The sequence below is a fragment of the Bacillus sp. FSL R7-0672 genome (assembly GCF_038601465.1).
In the GTDB taxonomy this organism is placed as follows: domain Bacteria; phylum Bacillota; class Bacilli; order Bacillales; family Bacillaceae; genus Bacillus; species Bacillus pumilus.
Genome location: NZ_CP152010.1, coordinates 3,115,884 through 3,134,116, shown reverse-complemented (window position 1 = coordinate 3,134,116; position 18,233 = coordinate 3,115,884). Strand labels below are relative to the sequence as shown.

General features: G+C 41.8%; 16 protein-coding genes. 12 read left to right on the top strand and 4 right to left on the bottom strand.

Features of this window, described 5'->3' with window-relative positions; translation table 11 throughout:
• The first annotated feature begins 91 nt into the window (after positions 1-91).
• Both uvrB and uvrA read left to right on the top strand, forming a co-directional pair.
• The gene (uvrB, locus tag MKY18_RS16005; protein ID WP_044139364.1) at positions 92-2,077 is read left to right on the top strand and encodes an excinuclease ABC subunit UvrB; all 1,986 of its coding nucleotides are present in this window, start codon (positions 92-94) and stop codon (positions 2,075-2,077) included.
• Positions 2,078-2,084: 7 nt separating this feature from the next.
• A complete protein-coding gene (uvrA, locus tag MKY18_RS16000; protein WP_113768122.1) occupies positions 2,085-4,961 on the top strand; it encodes an excinuclease ABC subunit UvrA in 2,877 nt (958 codons plus the stop codon).
• A gap of 33 nt (positions 4,962-4,994) precedes the next feature.
• Here uvrA and MKY18_RS15995 read toward each other — a convergent pair whose 3' ends face one another.
• Positions 4,995-5,225 (bottom strand): hypothetical protein, encoded by a 231-nt coding sequence (locus MKY18_RS15995; protein WP_065097952.1) that lies wholly within the window; start codon positions 5,223-5,225, stop codon positions 4,995-4,997.
• Positions 5,226-5,422: 197 nt separating this feature from the next.
• Between MKY18_RS15995 and MKY18_RS15990 the strand changes: the two genes are divergently transcribed.
• The 5 genes from MKY18_RS15990 to MKY18_RS15970 all read left to right on the top strand — a co-directional run bounded on the left by MKY18_RS15990 (position 5,423) and on the right by MKY18_RS15970 (position 11,402).
• On the top strand, positions 5,423-5,758 hold the full coding sequence (locus MKY18_RS15990; protein WP_044139366.1) for a membrane protein: 336 nt from the start codon (positions 5,423-5,425) through the stop codon (positions 5,756-5,758).
• A gap of 11 nt (positions 5,759-5,769) precedes the next feature.
• Positions 5,770-6,861 carry a DUF4097 domain-containing protein gene (locus MKY18_RS15985; protein ID WP_217012120.1) on the top strand — a complete coding sequence of 364 codons (1,092 nt, stop codon included), beginning with the start codon at positions 5,770-5,772 and terminating at the stop codon, positions 6,859-6,861.
• 6 nt (positions 6,862-6,867) lie between these two features.
• Positions 6,868-7,062 (top strand): PspC domain-containing protein, encoded by a 195-nt coding sequence (locus MKY18_RS15980; protein ID WP_044139369.1) that lies wholly within the window; start codon positions 6,868-6,870, stop codon positions 7,060-7,062.
• Positions 7,063-7,449: a phage holin family protein gene (locus tag MKY18_RS15975; RefSeq protein WP_003213568.1), complete on the top strand. Its 387-nt coding sequence runs from the start codon at positions 7,063-7,065 to the stop codon at positions 7,447-7,449.
• A 95-nt stretch (positions 7,450-7,544) separates the two neighbouring features.
• The gene (locus tag MKY18_RS15970; protein ID WP_065097955.1) at positions 7,545-11,402 is read left to right on the top strand and encodes a metallophosphoesterase; all 3,858 of its coding nucleotides are present in this window, start codon (positions 7,545-7,547) and stop codon (positions 11,400-11,402) included.
• 29 nt (positions 11,403-11,431) lie between these two features.
• Here MKY18_RS15970 and MKY18_RS15965 read toward each other — a convergent pair whose 3' ends face one another.
• The 3 genes from MKY18_RS15965 to nagA are packed head-to-tail and all read right to left on the bottom strand — an operon-like array spanning position 11,432 to position 14,097.
• Positions 11,432-12,157: a GntR family transcriptional regulator gene (locus MKY18_RS15965; protein ID WP_106067324.1), complete on the bottom strand. Its 726-nt coding sequence runs from the start codon at positions 12,155-12,157 to the stop codon at positions 11,432-11,434.
• A 24-nt stretch (positions 12,158-12,181) separates the two neighbouring features.
• Positions 12,182-12,907 carry a glucosamine-6-phosphate deaminase gene (gene nagB, locus MKY18_RS15960; protein ID WP_340913106.1) on the bottom strand — a complete coding sequence of 242 codons (726 nt, stop codon included), beginning with the start codon at positions 12,905-12,907 and terminating at the stop codon, positions 12,182-12,184.
• The gene (gene nagA, locus MKY18_RS15955) at positions 12,907-14,097 is read right to left on the bottom strand and encodes an N-acetylglucosamine-6-phosphate deacetylase (protein ID WP_106067322.1); all 1,191 of its coding nucleotides are present in this window, start codon (positions 14,095-14,097) and stop codon (positions 12,907-12,909) included. The genes nagB and nagA overlap by 1 nt, the downstream gene beginning before the upstream one ends.
• Positions 14,098-14,274: 177 nt before the next feature.
• Here nagA and hprK point away from each other — a divergent pair, with 177 nt between their 5' ends.
• The 5 genes from hprK to MKY18_RS15930 are packed head-to-tail and all read left to right on the top strand — an operon-like array spanning position 14,275 to position 18,175.
• Complete coding sequence (gene hprK, locus MKY18_RS15950; protein WP_003212943.1) at positions 14,275-15,207, top strand: HPr(Ser) kinase/phosphatase; 933 nt, start codon at positions 14,275-14,277, stop codon at positions 15,205-15,207.
• An 11-nt stretch (positions 15,208-15,218) separates the two neighbouring features.
• Positions 15,219-16,043 carry a prolipoprotein diacylglyceryl transferase gene (lgt, locus tag MKY18_RS15945; protein WP_106067321.1) on the top strand — a complete coding sequence of 275 codons (825 nt, stop codon included), beginning with the start codon at positions 15,219-15,221 and terminating at the stop codon, positions 16,041-16,043.
• 20 nt (positions 16,044-16,063) lie between these two features.
• Positions 16,064-17,008 carry a nucleoside recognition domain-containing protein gene (locus MKY18_RS15940; RefSeq protein ID WP_044139376.1) on the top strand — a complete coding sequence of 315 codons (945 nt, stop codon included), beginning with the start codon at positions 16,064-16,066 and terminating at the stop codon, positions 17,006-17,008.
• Positions 17,005-17,655, top strand: a complete 651-nt coding sequence (ppaX, locus tag MKY18_RS15935; RefSeq protein ID WP_065097960.1) for a pyrophosphatase PpaX — start codon at positions 17,005-17,007, stop codon at positions 17,653-17,655. The genes MKY18_RS15940 and ppaX overlap by 4 nt, the downstream gene beginning before the upstream one ends.
• 1 nt (position 17,656) lies before the next feature.
• On the top strand, positions 17,657-18,175 hold the full coding sequence (locus MKY18_RS15930; protein ID WP_106067319.1) for an acyltransferase: 519 nt from the start codon (positions 17,657-17,659) through the stop codon (positions 18,173-18,175).
• Positions 18,176-18,233 lie beyond the last annotated feature (58 nt).

Genomic DNA, 18,233 nt, shown 5'->3' with positions numbered 1-18,233 from the left:
AAGCAAGAGCCGAACTTTAGTTCGTATTTTTGTGTTCTTTTATGATAATATATTCATTAGATAGATTTCGTAACGAAACGGAGGCTTTGATGTGAGTGACCGCTTTGAATTAGTTTCTAACTATCAGCCCCAAGGAGACCAGCCGAAGGCGATTGAAAAGCTTGTTGAGGGGATCCATCAGGGAAAACAGCATCAAACGCTGTTAGGTGCTACAGGTACGGGAAAGACCTTTACTGTATCCAACCTGATCAAAGAAGTGAACAAACCGACACTTGTCATTGCGCATAACAAGACACTTGCCGGTCAGCTATACAGCGAGTTCAAGGAATTCTTTCCGAATAATGCTGTCGAATATTTTGTGAGTTACTATGATTATTACCAACCAGAGGCGTACGTGCCTCAGACTGATACATTTATTGAAAAGGATGCCAGCATCAATGATGAGATTGATAAACTGAGACACTCTGCTACGTCCTCGTTATTTGAGCGGAGAGATGTCATTATCATTGCCAGTGTCTCCTGTATTTATGGCTTAGGTTCGCCAGAGGAATATCGAGAGCTTGTGCTGTCTTTACGTACTGAAATGGAGATTGAACGCAATCAGCTTCTTCGTAAGCTGGTGGACATTCAGTATTCTCGTAATGATATAGATTTTCAGCGCGGAACCTTCCGAGTACGAGGAGACGTCGTTGAAATTTTCCCTGCTTCACGTGATGAGCATTGTATCAGAGTGGAGTTTTTCGGTGATGAAATTGAACGTATTCGTGAAGTGGATGCACTGACTGGAGAAATACTCGGTGATCGTGAGCATGTGGCTATTTTCCCAGCATCTCACTTCGTCACAAGAGAAGAAAAAATGGAAAAAGCAATTATTAATATTGAACAAGAGCTTGAAGAGCAGCTCGAAAAACTTCGAGATAATGAAAAATTGCTAGAAGCGCAGCGTCTTGAGCAGCGGACAAGATATGACCTTGAGATGATGAGAGAAATGGGCTTTTGTTCAGGAATCGAGAACTACTCAAGGCACCTAACCTTGCGTCCTCCTGGTTCAACACCCTACACATTGCTTGATTATTTCCCAGATGATTTTATGATTGTTGTCGATGAGTCACATGTGACAATACCGCAAATACGCGCGATGTACAACGGGGACCAAGCAAGAAAGCAAGTGTTGGTTGATCACGGATTCCGTCTGCCTTCAGCACTTGATAACAGACCGCTCACCTTTGATGAGTTTGAAAAGCATATTAATCATATTGTACATGTATCTGCCACTCCTGGTCCTTACGAGCTTGAGAAAACCCCAGAGGTTGTGGAACAAATTATTCGTCCAACAGGTTTACTTGATCCAATCATTGAAGTGCGTCCGATTGAAGGGCAAATTGATGACTTAATTGGAGAAATTCATGCGCGGGTTGAGAAAAATGAACGTGTGCTTGTGACGACGCTGACGAAGAAAATGTCTGAGGATCTTACAGATTACTTAAAAGAGATCGGAATCAAGGTCAATTATCTGCATTCAGAAATTAAGACCCTTGAGCGGATTGAGATTATTCGCGATTTACGTCTCGGAAAATATGATGTGCTTGTGGGAATCAACCTTCTTCGTGAAGGACTGGATATTCCAGAGGTCTCGCTCGTGACGATTTTAGATGCAGATAAAGAAGGCTTCTTACGCTCTGAAAGATCCCTCATCCAGACGATAGGCCGTGCAGCGAGAAATTCGGAAGGCCGGGTCATTATGTATGCAGATAAAATGACCAAATCAATGGATATTGCGATTCAAGAAACGAAGCGAAGACGAGAGCAGCAAGAGGCGTATAATGAGAAATATGGAATTACTCCGCAAACCATCCATAAGAAAATCAGAGATGCCATTAAAGCAACAAAGATACATGAAGAATCGGAAGAATATGAAACAAATGCAGCACCAAAGCTGTCAAAAATGAGCAAAAAAGAACGAGAAAAAGTGATCGAAAAGGTCGAGATGGAAATGAAAGATGCAGCAAAAGCGCTTGATTTTGAAAAAGCAGCAGAATTAAGAGATCTATTGCTAGAGCTAAAAGCGGAAGGATGATTGCCTGATGGCTATGGAACGAATAGAGGTGAAAGGTGCTAGAGCCCACAACCTTAAAAATATTGATGTGAATATCCCGCGTGACCAGCTAGTGGTCATCACGGGTTTATCTGGTTCAGGAAAATCGTCTCTTGCCTTTGATACCATTTATGCAGAGGGTCAGCGCAGGTACGTTGAATCTCTTTCAGCGTATGCGCGCCAATTTCTCGGTCAAATGGATAAACCGGATGTAGATGCCATTGAAGGTCTTTCTCCGGCGATTAGTATTGATCAGAAGACGACGAGCCGGAACCCTAGATCAACAGTTGGAACCGTTACTGAAATCTATGATTATTTACGACTCTTGTATGCTCGAGTTGGGAAACCTATTTGTCCGATACATGGGATTGAAATTACGTCCCAAACGATTGAGCAGATGACAGATCGTATTTTAGAATATCCAGAAAGAACGAAATTGCAAGTGCTAGCGCCGGTCGTATCTGGCCGCAAAGGAACACATGTTAAAGTACTTGATCAAATTCGAAAGCAGGGCTATGTTCGAGTAAGAGTCGATGGAGAGATGGAAGATCTGTCAGAAGAGATCGAGCTTGAAAAGAACAAGAAGCATTCCATTGAAGTCGTGATTGATCGAATCGTGGTGAAGGAAGGCGTTGCGGCTCGGCTGTCTGACTCCCTTGAAACGGCGCTGCGACTAGGTGAAGGCCGTGTGATGATTGACGTGATTGGACAAGAAGAGCTGTTATTCAGTGAACATCATGCCTGTCCGCACTGCGGATTTTCTATTGGTGAGCTTGAGCCAAGAATGTTTTCATTCAATAGTCCTTTTGGTGCCTGTCCGAGCTGTGATGGGCTTGGCTCTAAACTAGAAGTTGACCCTGAGCTTGTCATTCCTAATAAGGATTTGACGTTACGACAGCATGCCATTGCCCCTTGGGAGCCGCAGAGCTCACAATACTATCCTCAGCTCCTTGAGGCAGTATGTACACATTACGGCATCGACATGGACATTCCAGTGAAAGATATACCGTCGCATTTATTCGATAAAATTTTATATGGCAGCGGCTCTGAACGGATTTATTTTAAATATGAAAATGATTTTGGTCAGGTACGTGAAAATGAAATTGAATTTGAAGGTGTTCTTCGTAACATTGAACGACGCTATAGGGAAACCAGCTCTGATTATATTCGTGAGCAAATGGAGAAGTATATGGCGAACCAGCCATGTCCGACATGTAAAGGATATCGTCTGAAAAAAGAGACGCTTGCGGTTCTGATCAATGGCAAACATATCGGAGAAATCACTGATTTGTCTGTCTCTGATGCCCTTGATTTATATGGTGAAATCGAGTTGTCTGAGAAAGATTTGCAGATTGCCCAGCTCATTTTACGGGAAATCAAAGAGCGCTTGTCCTTTTTAAATAATGTGGGATTAGATTACCTCACATTGAGCCGCTCGGCTGGTACACTATCCGGAGGAGAGGCGCAGCGGATTCGTCTGGCGACTCAAATTGGGTCAAGGCTGACGGGTGTTCTTTATATATTAGATGAACCATCCATTGGCCTGCATCAGCGTGATAATGACCGGTTGATCGGGACATTGAAAAACATGCGCGACATCGGGAATACCCTCATTGTCGTAGAGCATGATGAGGATACAATGCTAGCCGCTGATTATTTGATTGATATTGGACCTGGAGCAGGAGTTCATGGAGGAGAAGTGATTTCAGCTGGGACGCCGGAAGAAGTCATGAAGGACAAGAAATCTTTAACAGGACAATATTTATCTGGTGAGAAATTTATCCCGCTACCGATTGAAAGAAGAAAGTCTGACGGCCGCTACATTGAGATCAAAGGGGCAAAAGAAAACAACCTGAAAAACGTCAATGCGAAGTTCCCTCTAGGCATCTTTACAGCTGTGACCGGTGTGTCAGGTTCAGGGAAAAGTACGCTTGTGAATGAAATTCTATTAAAATCACTTGCGCAAAAACTGCACAGAGCGAAGACGAAGCCAGGACAGCACAAAGAAATCAAAGGAATGGATCACTTAGATAAGGTGATTGATATTGATCAATCTCCAATCGGTCGTACGCCGAGATCCAACCCTGCCACGTATACAGGCGTATTTGATGATGTGCGGGATGTGTTTGCACAAACCAATGAAGCAAAGGTACGAGGGTATAAAAAAGGTAGATTCAGCTTTAACGTCAAAGGTGGACGCTGTGAGGCATGTCGCGGAGATGGCATCATTAAAATCGAAATGCACTTTTTACCTGATGTGTATGTGCCTTGTGAGGTGTGCCACGGGAAACGGTATAACCGCGAGACACTTGAGGTCACATATAAAGGGAAGAACATTGCTGATGTGCTTGAAATGACCGTGGAGGACGCACTCCAATTTTTCGAGAACATCCCGAAAATTAAGCGGAAGCTTCAAACGATTTTTGATGTTGGACTAGGGTACATTACACTTGGACAGCCTGCGACGACATTGTCCGGGGGAGAGGCGCAGCGTGTGAAATTGGCATCTGAGCTTCACCGCCGTTCAAACGGAAGGTCTCTTTATATTTTAGACGAGCCGACAACAGGTCTGCATGTGGATGATATTGCCCGTTTATTAAAAGTGCTTCAGCGTTTGGTCGAAAACGGAGATACGGTGCTAGTGATTGAGCACAACCTTGATATTATTAAGGCTGCTGATTACCTCGTTGATCTCGGACCAGAGGGCGGTGCAGGCGGCGGAACGATCATTGCCTCAGGGACTCCTGAGCAAATTGCAAAAGAAAAAGCTTCTTACACTGGTCGATACTTAAAGCCTATTTTAGAGCGTGACCGTAAACGAATGAAACAGTTGGTCAAAGAAACGGAACGTGTGACATCGTCATAAGAAAAAACCCCTCTTTATCGAGGGGTTTTCCTTTTATTGCGCATCTTCCTTCGGCATTAAATGACTGAGTTGCGTTAAATCCTTTAAAATATGCGTGCTGCTGCTGTCGAGCAGTACTTTTAAATAACGGATATCACCATACTGTGGATGAGACGGATGAATGGTCTCAAGCTCCCTGATCATATCGCTGTTCATGCTTTTTTGTTTCTGTATAAGGTCTAAAAGCGCTTGAGCCGTGTGGTTAGTATTATGATGATCTGTCAAAATAATTACCCCCTATAATGATAATCACCATCTTTTCAACATATTTTAAAGGGTAATCCGTGAAGAATCTACACTTAGGTGCAAAAAGATGTAATTTGTGTCTAAGGTCATATGTAAATCGAATGATTTTGAAACTTTTGATACGCAATAAACGTATGAGTTAGAAAGGAATTTTCATCATGAAGGAGCGAATATATATGAATAGAGATCAGTCGATCATTGCATCAATTTGTTATTTTAGTGTATTTTTTATGCCGTTTATTGTACCGATCGTGGCATATTTTGTAGTCGACCAAAAGGAACCGAAACGGCACGCGATGCGGGCATTATGGTCACATGTTTTGCCAGTCGCAGCGTGCGTGTTGCTGGTTTTTGGATCTATTCCATTTTTATTATCGACACAGGCAAGTGACTCACTCATGCCAGTGATCACGATGCTCATCCTGTCCTTTTTAGTCGCCATTGGCTTTTTGATCTCTGTCATTTGGAATATCATTCAAGGTATTAAAGTACTTCAATCCATCAAATCGTAGGAGGGCTATGTATGAATGAAAAAGAACGCATTTTAAAATTAGTAGAAGACGGGACATTATCGGCAAAAGAAGCGATTACGCTGCTTGAAAAACTGGAGGAAAGTCCGTCTGTTTCATTAGAAAAATCAACGGCTGACCACACCTTTCATGAAGAAAAAGCTGGCACAGAGAGCAAAGGAACTGGTACCGAAAATCTTGGTGCAAAGCTGTTTGGCTGGTTAGATTCTGCGGTGAAAAAGGTGAAAGACGTAGATCTTGATTTGAACTTTGGACAGTCGGTCGACGTTGAGCACATTTTTCAGTTCAAAGACGCCTCACTCTCTCATTTAGATATTCAATTGGCGAACGGCAGTCTCAATGTGATGCCTTGGGACGATGGCGATATTCGAGCAGAATGCCATGCGAAAATCTACCGTGCAGAAGACGGAGAGCAGGCAAGACAGCAATTTCTCAATCAATTGGACTGCGGTCTCGAAGGGGATAAATTTTTTATCCGGACCGAAAAGAAGACAATGAAAGTCAATGTCACTTTATATGTACCGCGTATCCAATACGATAAAATCAAGGTTAAACTGTTTAATGGTCCGATTCGCGGGGAAAAGCTAAAGACAAAAGAACTTGCTGCGAAAACCACCAATGGTGTTGTCTCTTTTGCCTCTCTACAGGCTGAAAAGGTTGGAATTGAAACAGCAAACGGACAAATTAAACTGGCGGATCACGAGTGTGGTATGATTGAAGTAGAAACCATCAATGGGCTCATTGACCTACGCGGGAAAAGTGAATCAATTGATGCCCAAAGCTTTAACGGAAACATAGCGGTTCAGCTGTCGGATGAAAAGTGCCGTTCCATTTATGCGAAAACGACAACAGGCAGTGTGGACGTCGAGATCCCGCGTGCGTGTGCAGTGACCGCTGAGCTGAAAAGCAATCTTGGGTCTATTTCTCACGATTTGCTTGATGCAGAGATGATTAAAGAGAAAAATGAGACATTACAAAAAGAGAAAATGATCAAAGCCAACCAACAGGCAGTGAACAGTATATCCATTTTTGCAGAAACAAAAACAGGTTCAATACAAGTAAAGCACCAATCAGACAAGGAGTGATTCTACATGAAGAAGCTTTATCGTTCAGCAACAGATAAAAAAATAGCGGGTGTTGTTGGTGGACTTGCCGAATACTTAAGTGTCGATGCATCTCTGCTTCGCATTTTAACGGTCATCATCGGATTTATGACAGCATTTATGCCAATTTTCTTGGTCTACTTCATCTGGTATTTTGTTGTTCCGGAAGAAGGCACTAACTAAATGCTTAGATGGATCGTCAGTATTTTAGTCAATGCATTACTTTTAATCGTCATTGCGGGATATTTTGATTCAGGCATTCTGCCAGGGCTTGGGAGCGTATATATTGAAGGGTTTGGCGCAGCCATTGTGGCAAGTATTATTTTATCCTTGCTCAATATTTTAGTGAAGCCGTTTTTGATCATTTTAACGCTTCCAGTAACCGTTCTTACACTAGGATTGTTCTTATTTGTGATTAATGCCATCACACTTATGATGACATCAAGTTTTATGGGCGATAGTTTTAATATTGATGGGTTTGGAACGGCCATTTGGATGGCTGTCATATTATCCATTTTCCACCTGTTGATACAAAAAGGAATTGTGGAGCCGTTAGCGAAAAAAAGCTAACGGTTTTTTTTGACCCATTTTGTATCGTTTCTCCGTTTCATCTGACATAAAAACTTCCTTCAGGAGACACAATATCCGAAGGGAGGCGGTGCACGATGGTGAACATGAGCAGACAAATCATGCTTTTATGTTTTTTTATCATTCTTTTTTGTTTCAATCAGCCTGCTTCAGCAGGGCCTTTTATTCAAACACAAGTCAATATACCGGACAAGCCTTTTTCTCCTATTATCTTTGATCCCTTTCATGTGGATGTCCGTCCAGTTCTAGGGGAAAAAAGCCGTGATCTCCAGTTTCGTGCGTCAATTACGGATCCGGAACAAATTTTGTCTGCGAACTTGTATTATAAACAAAGTGATGAGCTAGGGTACCGTTTGATCCCAATGGAACGGCTGCCAGGTATGAAGCCAGAATTTACAGCGAAAATTCCGCCAGATCAATTATGGAATTCAACCGTTCGTTACTATACAGAGTTTCTTACGCAAAAGTCCGTGATCAAAACGGCAGAACAATCTGTCCACTTAAATGGGTTTGAAGAGGATCTTTCGCGCATTCCGGACTTAGTCATCACAGAAATTGTTGTCAATTCAAAAAATCGCAAAGGCAAAGATGCATTTGAATTTATTGAGGTGTATAACACAACACATGAGCCTATCTCTCTTAAACATTATCAGCTTCGCTATCGCAATCCTGCACAAGGAACTGAAATGGATGATGTGTATTCCTTTCACACAAATCCAGTCACTCTTTCACCTGGAAAACCGTATGTTTTCTGGCTGAGGAAAAAAGGACAGGAGCATTTAACTGTAGCGGACTTCAATGCTATGTACAAAAGTCAATTAAAAGAGGGAGAGCATGTATCTGTCATCGAAAGCAAAGGGCTGTCCAACTCTAAATCTCGTCTTGTTTCCATCACAACAAATATAGGGGAGGAGATTTCATCAGCAGCATTTCGCTTAAAGCCTTCATGGTTTAGTGAGCATAAATCTTTGCTATTCAAATATCCAATGGACGGTACTTCGCAAATGAAGCTGATCTCCAAAATTGAAGAAGAGCCTACGCCTGGAAAAGTGCTAAAAGCACAAATTCCATCTGAGAAAAAAGAAATTTCTCAAGATATCCATAAACCTGTGATTGAAGATATGACAGTGAGAAAACCAGTGAAACCAACTGAAAGCATAGAGATTAAAGCAGATGTACAGGATGATCAGGTCGTCAAAACCGTCAAGCTTCGCTATCGAACAAATCGGAAAGATGATTTTAAGGAGATACTGCTTCAAAAAGATCATAACGACCGGTTATTTCATCATATTATTTACTCTCCTGTGTTGATTGGTAAAGAACAATTGGAATATCAGCTTGAAGCGTCAGACGGTGAAAATACAGCAATGACGATGAAAAAAATAATTGATGTGGAGCAAGTTAGCAAAGCTCATGGCCTTCGATTCAATGTAGAAGAAGGAGATACGGTTTCAGGATTATTTCCATTAAAAGCAACGTCTGATCAGAAAAAAAGCATTGAATTATTGATAGATGGAAAGCGGAATCAGCAAGTGTTTTCTGCCCTTGAAGCAGATCCATATATTGCATTTGATGTCAAAGGGACAAATTTATATTTTAAAAATGGTGTGTCCATAGGTAAGCACTTACTTTCTATTTTTGATGATTCGACAAAAGTGTATCGTACCTATACAATGCCAATACCAGAAGCAGAGATGAAAAAAGAAGGTCTCCAAACAATCTCCTTCCATGCTGGAACAAAATCTTCTCCAGTTGATCGGCTGCCTGGTGAGAATCACGATGATTTTGAATTAAAAAACGTCCGGATGATTTTGTCGAATGGAACTCAAATTCCTCCAATCAATGCAAAGCCAGAAAAAGAATGGAGAATGGGAGACAGTGGTAATGCCAAAAAGGTCAGAACATTTCAATTTGAAATACCAAAAGAAGCTTATGTTTCAACGTTTATGAAGTGGGATACAAGAAGGTTGAAAGAGGGGCCGCACCTGATTGAGGCCAAAACCTCAGACGAGCATGCATCTGTACATGTGATGGTCGATAATACAGGTCCAAAAATTAAGACCAATGTCCAAACAAAGGATCCATATAAAGGAGCCTTTACGTTAAAAGCAAAGGTAACGGATCGCTGGAGTGACATAGAGGAGATGAAGGCATATGTAGATGGCAAGCCAATTTCGTTGCCATACCAGACGTCCTCTAGCGAATTAAACCCGGGGGAACACACGTTGACAATTAAAGCAAAAGATGCAGCAGGGAACATGACGACGGTGAAAAAGAAATTCAAGACGGTGCATGAACACCCTGAGCCACCAGAACGTGTAGCAGATAAGACGAAAATGAAATCGTCAAAGCAAACTGTGCTCACCAAGGACCCAACGAATGATAAGCTGGATTATTCCTTTTACCGTGCCTATCAATATACATCGTTGCATCCATCAATGAACATTTTGAAATATGCAGCGGAGACAGAACCGCCAAAGAGCTTTAACGAAAAAGGAGAAATGATTTTTTCTCATCAAGAAAGGAATCGCATTGCATTTGCTGATGGTAAGTCAGTAGAAACGAAGGATTTACATCGTTTTCCCTATCATCGTTTTCAAATCAAGGTTCATCAAGATGTACGTGAAAAGGATGTCGTCGAGGCGATGTGGAAAGGGAGTTCATTGTCAGGGAGAAAGGTGACCATGTATGCCTGGAATCATCAGCAAGAAAAGTGGGATAAAATCACTCATCATTTTGCTAAGGATCAAAAGGAATTTTACCTGAAAGGACTGCTGTCAGTCAGACAGTACATGAAGAATCATACGTTTGATTTGCTTGTACAGGATGAAATCAGCAAAGCGCAAAAGCCATATAAGATGGTTTGGATGTCTGACACACAATATTATGCAAAGAGCTATCCTCATATCTTTAAACAAATGGTCGAGTGGATCAGAGACCAGAGAGAAAAGTTAAACATCCAATATGTGTTCCATACAGGTGACATTGTGGATGATTCAAAAGATAAACAATGGCATCGTGCTGATACGTTTATGCGTGTGTTAGATGAGCATCAAATTCCTTATGGAGTTTTAGCAGGAAATCATGATGTTCGACATAAGGACGGTTTTTATGCGGAATATGGAAAATATTTCGGGGAGAAACGCTTTGCAAATAAACCGTACTATGGTGAATCCTATAAAAACAATCGAGGTCATTATGATCTCATCTCTGCCGGTGGCAATGATTATATGATGGTATACATGGGCTGGGGGATTAAGCAAGATGAAATTGATTGGTTGAACCGTGTGATTTCTGAGCATCCAGACCGTATTGTCATTTTAAATTTCCATGAGTATTTGTTGGTCAGTGGCAACCGCAGTCCGATTGGCGACCTCATCTTCCATCAGGTAGTGAAGCGCCATCCCAATATTGTGGCAGTATTTAGCGGTCACTATCACGGAGCGAGCAGGAAAGTAGATGAGCTTGACGATGACAATGATGGTAAAGTAGACCGGAAAGTATATCAAATACTCGCTGATTATCAGTCAGGACCTGAAGGTGGACAAGGGTTTATGCGATTGATAACAGCCGATCAAGAAAAAAACCAGCTTCATTTTACGACATACTCACCTTACATGAATCAAGAGCATTTCTACGATCCTAAAACGTATGGAGATCAAGATGAATTTTCAATCGATGTGGATTTGACACCAAAAATGAAATCTGTCAAAACCAACTATTTTGAACTCAATGTGTACACAAATGTTTTGATAGGAGAGGCGCGCGGCGTAAAAAGCGGCAAAAAAGCAAGCTTTGAGTGGAAAGGCTTAAAGCCAAATGAAGACTATTATTGGTACACCGTAGCAAAAGATCGTTTTCAAGGAAAAGCGATTTCACCTATATGGAAAATTCATACAAAAGATGATCGTGAAGAAACATTTCTTAGGAAATAAAAACAGTGCTTCTTTGATAAGGGCACTGTTTATCTTTCCATTGTATGAATGAGCTTGTAACGATCTCCTCTATAAACGGAAAGAACATATTCAAACGGAATATCATTCTGAAAATAAGTCGTTCTTGCGATTGAGAGCACGGGATCGCCTGTTGAAATAGACAGCACGTGTGCTTCTTCATTTGAAGCAACATTCGCTTCAAGCTCTTGTTTTGCATGAGCAATTGTAAGGCCTGTTTGAGTCTCTATATATTCATATATAGAGCCAGTTAAATGTTCCCTTGTTAAATCTCCTGCAAATGCTTCAGGGATATAGCTCGTTTCAATCGCCATCGGTTCATCATTTGCGAGGCGTATCCGTTTGAGTTCATATATAGCATCGTCATTTGACAGTTGTAAGACAGGCAACAAGTGATCTGGGCAGACGGTTTTTGTGAAGTCAATCAGCTGGCTTGAAGCTTTAAGACCACGCTGACGCATATCCTCTGTAAAGCTTGTTAAACCTTGAAGCGGCTGTTCAAATTTTCTTCGGCTCACAAAGGTGCCTTTTCCTTTTTGTCGATACAAATATCCTTCGTTCACAAGATTCGATAAGGCTTGTCTGACAGTCATTCGACTTATACCAAAGCGTTCGGCATATTCTCTTTCAGAAGGAATGAGTGTATCAGGTGCTAATGTTCCATTCTCAATCTGTTTTTTCAAATTCTCCATAATCTGATGGTACATCGGAATAGGTGACTGCTTATCAATAAACATGTGAAAATCCTCTCGTGTTTAGCTTTAGCGTAGTGAACCAGCTTCTCGATCAATCAAAATCGTCACATCTTCATGAAGTTTCAGAGCAGATGCTGGGAAGTCTGGATGTATCTCAGTCTGTTCTAAATATTGTATCACTTCCGCTTTTGATTTTCCTGATGCAAGAAGGAGAATCTTTTTACTAGAAAGAATGCTCGCAATGCCCATGGTGATGGCATGTGTAGGCACTTCATCAATAGAAGAAAAGTATCTTGCATTGGCCTGCCGGGTATTTTCATCTAGTTGCACGACATGAGTCTTTGAGTTAAACGGAGTACCGGGCTCGTTAAAACCAATATGTCCATTTTGACCGATTCCAAGAAGTTGAAGGTCGATGCCGCCTATGTTTTGAATGAGCTGATCATATCTTAAGCATTCCTTTTCTAAATCAGGTGTAGCGCCATTTGGAAGGAAATACTGATCCTGTGGAAGATCAATGTGATCAAATAAATGACGTTTCATATAGGTCATATAACTATTTTCATGATCTGAATCAAGCCCTGCATATTCATCTAAATTGACTGTTTTTGTTTGTTTGAAAGACAATTGTTGTGATTGATGAAGGTGAATTAACTCTTGATACGTATCAAGAGGTGTACCGCCCGTTGCCAGGCCGAGTACGGCATCTGGTTTAGAAGCGATTGTGTGCGCGATCAGGGCTGCTGCTTCTTTTCCTAATTGTTCTTTATCTTCAAATTCAATGATGTTCATTAGTGGTTGGCCTCCTTTTTCTCAAAGACGATTTGTCCATGGCAGATCGTCATCATTAGTTCACCAGACTCATCCCAGATCACAAGGTCAGCTTGTTTTCCAACTTCAATCGAACCAAGCTGCTGATCAAGTCCTAGCTGAATGGCTGCATTAGTTGAGGTCATCTTTGCTATCTCTGTCCATTCACAATGTGTGATCTGTTTCATTCGTTTGACGCCATCTTTCATTCGCAGAATTGATCCTGCAAGTGTACCATCTTCCAGTAAAGCTTTTTCGCCGCTGACTGTGACTGTTTGGCCCCCAAACTCATACGTGCCATTTCCAAGTCCTTTTGCGCGCATCGAGTCTGTGATCATCATTAAACGATCACTTCCTTTTGCCAAATACGCCAGCTTGATGGAAAGTGGGTGGGAGTGTATCCCATCCGTAATCAGCTCAGTATGGAGATCCTTGTTTGTAAGAGCAGCTCCTACAGCGTTTGGTTCACGATGCTGAAACGAACTCAGTGCATTATAAAGATGTGTGACATGGCGTGCACCATGCTTTGCTGCTAATTCAATCATGTCATGATGGGCATTCGTATGTCCAATAGAAGGAATAATGTTTTTTTCTTGCAACAAGGAAAGAAAAGCAAAATCAGGGTCTTCCTCAGGTGCGAACGTGACGATTCGAATAAGCTGTTCAGAAGCATCCAGCCATTTTTCAAAAAGAGGGCGATCGGGCTGCTTTATCCATTGAACAGGCTGTGCCCCTGCTTTATCTTTAGAAATAAAAGGACCTTCAAGATGGATACCTAAACATTGTGCCTGAACGCCTGCTTGTTCTTCATTGTATTGTTTCCACTGGGCGACATTTTTAAGTGCTTGCTCTATCTCATGATGGTTTTGAGTGATGGTTGTGGCTAAAAAACTTGTCGTTCCTTCTGATGGTAAGTTGTCAGCGAGTGTATTCATGGCTTCTGATGTCGCATCCATCATATCTGCTCCATATCCGCCATGGATGTGAATATCAATCATTCCGGGAAGTAAATAAAAGTTTTCCCGGGAAATATATACTTTTTCATAATTTCCTGTCGGTGGTGTTGTTGAAATATAGTCAATCTTGCCGCCGCGTAAACCGACAAAACCGTTTGCAATCATTTCGGTCTTTGTCACAATATGAATATTGGAGAGCAATAAAGAGTTGCTCATGATTGTGCCCCCTTTAGTCATTGTCTTTGACTTAGTTTACCCTTTTTAAGTATAGTTGTCTATACCAGTAAATGAACGGAAACAGGATCAGGATAAAATACTGTTTTGGGATCATCATTGAAAGTGATAAAATAGAGCTGTATTTCTGAATCGCCTGTGATAAAAGGAGGAAGAAGCGTGCCGAAAGTTCGTACGAAGGACATAATGGAACAATTTCATCTTGAACTGGTAAGTGGGGAAGAAGGGATTAATCGTCCCATTACAATCAGTGATCTTTCCAGACCAGGTATTGAAATGGCTGGTTATTTTACATATTACCCAAAAGAAAGAGTTCAACTTTTAGGGAAAACAGAGCTTTCTTTTTTTGAACAGCTCCCAGAACGCGAACGAAAGCAGAGAATGATGTCTCTTTGTACTGATATTACCCCTGCAATTATTTTGTCACGAGATCGTGAAGTGCCGAAGGAATTAATTGAAGCTTCAAATGAAAATGGTGTACCTGTGTTACGTTCAAGCCTAAAAACGACAAGACTTTCGAGTCGTTTGACCAACTTTTTAGAAAGCAAGCTTGCACCTACGACCGCGATTCATGGCGTACTCGTTGATGTATATGGTGTAGGTGTATTGTTAATTGGAAAAAGCGGAGTAGGAAAAAGTGAAACAGCCTTAGAATTAGTGAAGAGAGGACACAGGCTGGTCGCAGATGATTGCGTGGAAATCCGTCAAGAGGATCAGGATACGTTAGTCGGAAGCGCACCAGAGCTGATTGAACATCTTTTAGAAATCCGTGGATTAGGCATCATTAATGTGATGACCTTATTTGGAGCTGGGGCTGTCAGAAGCTATAAGAGAATTACGATTGTCATGAACCTTGAGCTTTGGGAACAAGGCAAACAGTACGATCGTTTAGGACTTGAAGAAGAGAAGATGCGAATCATCGATACAGATGTACCGAAGCTGACCATTCCTGTCCGCCCTGGTCGAAACTTAGCGGTTATCATTGAGGTGGCTGCGATGAACTTCAGGTTAAAACGCATGGGACATAATGCGGCGGAACAATTTACAAGTAAACTAGCCGATGTCATTGAAGACAATGGCCAAGATGAATAGGAGTTGTCTATATGAACGAAGCGATTCAGCCAATTGATCCGATTGCTTTTCAGCTCGGACCTCTTTCGGTTCATTGGTATGGTGTGATCATTGGGGTCGGAGCTTTACTAGGACTCTGGCTCGCACTGAGAGAATGTGAGAAAAGAGGAATCAATAAAGATACGTTTATTGATTTAATCTTATTTGCCATTCCAATAGCGATTATTTGTGCACGAATTTATTATGTATCCTTCGAATGGGATTACTATCAGCAGCACCCAAATGAAATCATTAAGATTTGGCATGGCGGAATTGCCATTCATGGCGGGCTGATAGGTGCTGTGCTGACAGCGATCGTATTTGCAAAAGTGAAAAAGGTGTCCTTCTGGAAAATAGCCGATGTAGCAGCACCTAGTATTTTACTAGCGCAGGCCATTGGACGCTGGGGGAACTTTATTAATCAGGAAGCGCATGGTGAGGCTGTTTCAAGAGCCTTTTTAGAGAATTTGCATTTGCCTGAGTTTATCATTAATCAAATGTATATTGATGGGACGTATTATCACCCAACGTTCTTATACGAATCATTATGGAATCTTGCCGGTGTTGTGATCTTGATTTTATTACGTAGAACATCGATGCGCAGAGGCGAAATCTTCTTGTCTTATTTAATTTGGTATTCAATCGGTCGTTTCTTTATAGAAGGTATGAGAACGGACAGTTTGATGCTGACAGAACATCTTCGAATCGCTCAAATGATTTCGATTGCCATTTTTGTAGTGGCTGTTCTGCTGATGATCTTTAGAAGAATAAAAGGGTACGCATCGATTCCGTATAAAGAGAACAACTCATCGAATTAAAGCAGGGGGGATCAGAAGAGATGGGGGATACATGGAAAAACGGCTTAAAAGCAGGGCTATCGACAACTTGGACACTTGGAAAAGTCATCTTTCCAGTTACCATTCTCGTCAGTATCTTGCAGCATACGCCTGTTATGGATTGGATCATTCGATTCATACGGCCATTTATGGGGTTGTTTGGTCTTTCAGGAGAAGCGGCCATTCCACTTGTATTAGGAAATGTGCTGAATTTGTATGCGGGCATAGCTGCCATTTTGACACTAGATCTTCCTGTGAAGGAAGTGTTTATTTTGGCCGTGATGCTGTCCTTTTGCCATAACCTGATCATCGAATCGACTGTGGCAGCAAAGGTTGGACTGAGAGTGTCTGTCATTTTGCTTGTCAGAATCAGTCTTGCTGTTATTTCGGCTATTGTCATTCATCTCGTTTGGCAGGGAGGCCAGGAGCCGGCACAATATGGACTGCTGACAGCAGCTCAGACGGCTGATGTGCCTTCCAGCTGGTACATGATCGTCCTTCTCGCTTTACAAAAAGCCGTACTCGGTGTGCTCCAGCTCGCCTGTATCGTCATCCCTCTCATGATCATCATTCAATTCATGAGAGATTTAGGATGGCTCCATACGCTGTCTAAGTGGCTGTCTCCATTTACGAGAATGCTTGGAATGAAAGAAAATACGTCGATGACGATGGTCGCTGGGTTAACCATTGGTCTGGCATACGGAGCTGGCGTGATGATGAAGGCAGTGGAAGAGGACGGCGTGAGTAAAAAAGATTTAACCCTTGCTTTCATTTTCCTTGTTGCCTGCCATGCAGTGGTCGAAGACACGCTGATATTTATTCCACTTGGGATTCCTGTGTGGCCGCTTCTTGTCATCCGCCTGATATCTGCTATTTTATTAACAGCTGCCATTAGCTATATTTGGCGAAAGCGTGAGCTCGCAGCTGTTAGAAAGGAAGCCATATGAACGAATCAACTATTAACACCGTGCTGTTTGATTTAGATGGCACATTAATCAATACGAATGAATTAATTATTGCTTCATTTCAACATACGCTTGATCATTATTACCCTGGTCAGTACAGCCGTGAAGAGATCCTCCATTTCATTGGTCCGTCATTATTTGATACATTCTCTGCGATGGACCCTGATCTAACGAATGACATGATTCAGATGTACCGTACGTTTAATCATGAACAGCATGATCTGCTCGTGACTGAATATGAGACTGTTATAGATACATTGAAAGTCTTGCAGGATCGAGGATTTAAGCTTGGAATTGTCACAACAAAGATACGTGACACAGTGTTAATGGGATTGAAGCTGACCGGTTTAGAGCCATTCTTTGAGGTGATTGTGACGCTCGATGATGTCCAAAATGAAAAGCCGCATCCGGAGCCTGTCCAGCTGGCATTATCCAAGCTTGGCAGTGATCCACATGAAGCGGTGATGGTTGGCGATAATTATCACGATATTTTGTCTGGTCAAGCGGCAGGGACAAAAACAGCAGGTGTTGCTTGGTCGATTAAGGGAGAAGAGGCCCTTTTAAAGCATCGCCCTGATTTTATGCTAAAGAAAATGAGTGATCTCCTGGCGATTGTTGGAGCTGATTGAGTTGAGAAAAACAGATCGTTATCCTGTAAAAGGGGTCAATTCGTTACGACAAGTCTATCGGACGGTCCCTTTTTTCAAAGTGGTGAAAAACTTTATTTTCATTCAAATCGCACGGTACACGCCTTTTATGGGAATGAAAAATTGGATATACCGAACCTTTCTTCGTATGAAGGTCGGCGAAGATACAGCGTTTGCCTTAATGGTCATGGTGGATCTCATGTTTCCTGAGAAAATCACGGTCGGTCGAAATTCGGTGATTGGCTATAACACAACCATTTTGACCCATGAGTATTTGATTAAAGAATACAGACTTGGTGAAGTCTATATTGGGGATGAAGTCTTAATTGGAGCCAATTCCACCATTTTACCTGGTGTGACCATTGGGGATGGGGCGATCGTGTCGGCTGGTACACTTGTTCATAAGGATGTTCCAGCAGGCTCATTTGTTGGAGGTAATCCAATGCGCATGATTTATACGAAAGAAGAAATGAAAGCACGTCAATCTACGTCTGCTGAGTAGCTCGGCAGACTTTTTTGTTGACAATATGTTATGGTGTAACTATAATGATTACAACAGA

Coding starts and splice junctions, on each gene's coding strand:
- MKY18_RS15990 (WP_044139366.1), top strand. CDS start 5,423: ATGAATAGAGATCAGTCGATCATTGCATCAATTTGTTATTTTAGTGTA.
- MKY18_RS15970 (WP_065097955.1), top strand. CDS start 7,545: ATGGTGAACATGAGCAGACAAATCATGCTTTTATGTTTTTTTATCATT.
- MKY18_RS15940 (WP_044139376.1), top strand. CDS start 16,064: ATGGGGGATACATGGAAAAACGGCTTAAAAGCAGGGCTATCGACAACT.
- MKY18_RS15980 (WP_044139369.1), top strand. CDS start 6,868: ATGAAGAAGCTTTATCGTTCAGCAACAGATAAAAAAATAGCGGGTGTT.
- uvrA (WP_113768122.1), top strand. CDS start 2,085: ATGGCTATGGAACGAATAGAGGTGAAAGGTGCTAGAGCCCACAACCTT.
- nagB (WP_340913106.1), bottom strand. CDS start 12,907: ATGAACATCATTGAATTTGAAGATAAAGAACAATTAGGAAAAGAAGCA.
- MKY18_RS15985 (WP_217012120.1), top strand. CDS start 5,770: ATGAATGAAAAAGAACGCATTTTAAAATTAGTAGAAGACGGGACATTA.
- MKY18_RS15965 (WP_106067324.1), bottom strand. CDS start 12,157: ATGTTTATTGATAAGCAGTCACCTATTCCGATGTACCATCAGATTATG.
- lgt (WP_106067321.1), top strand. CDS start 15,219: ATGAACGAAGCGATTCAGCCAATTGATCCGATTGCTTTTCAGCTCGGA.
- ppaX (WP_065097960.1), top strand. CDS start 17,005: ATGAACGAATCAACTATTAACACCGTGCTGTTTGATTTAGATGGCACA.
- MKY18_RS15975 (WP_003213568.1), top strand. CDS start 7,063: ATGCTTAGATGGATCGTCAGTATTTTAGTCAATGCATTACTTTTAATC.
- nagA (WP_106067322.1), bottom strand. CDS start 14,097: ATGAGCAACTCTTTATTGCTCTCCAATATTCATATTGTGACAAAGACC.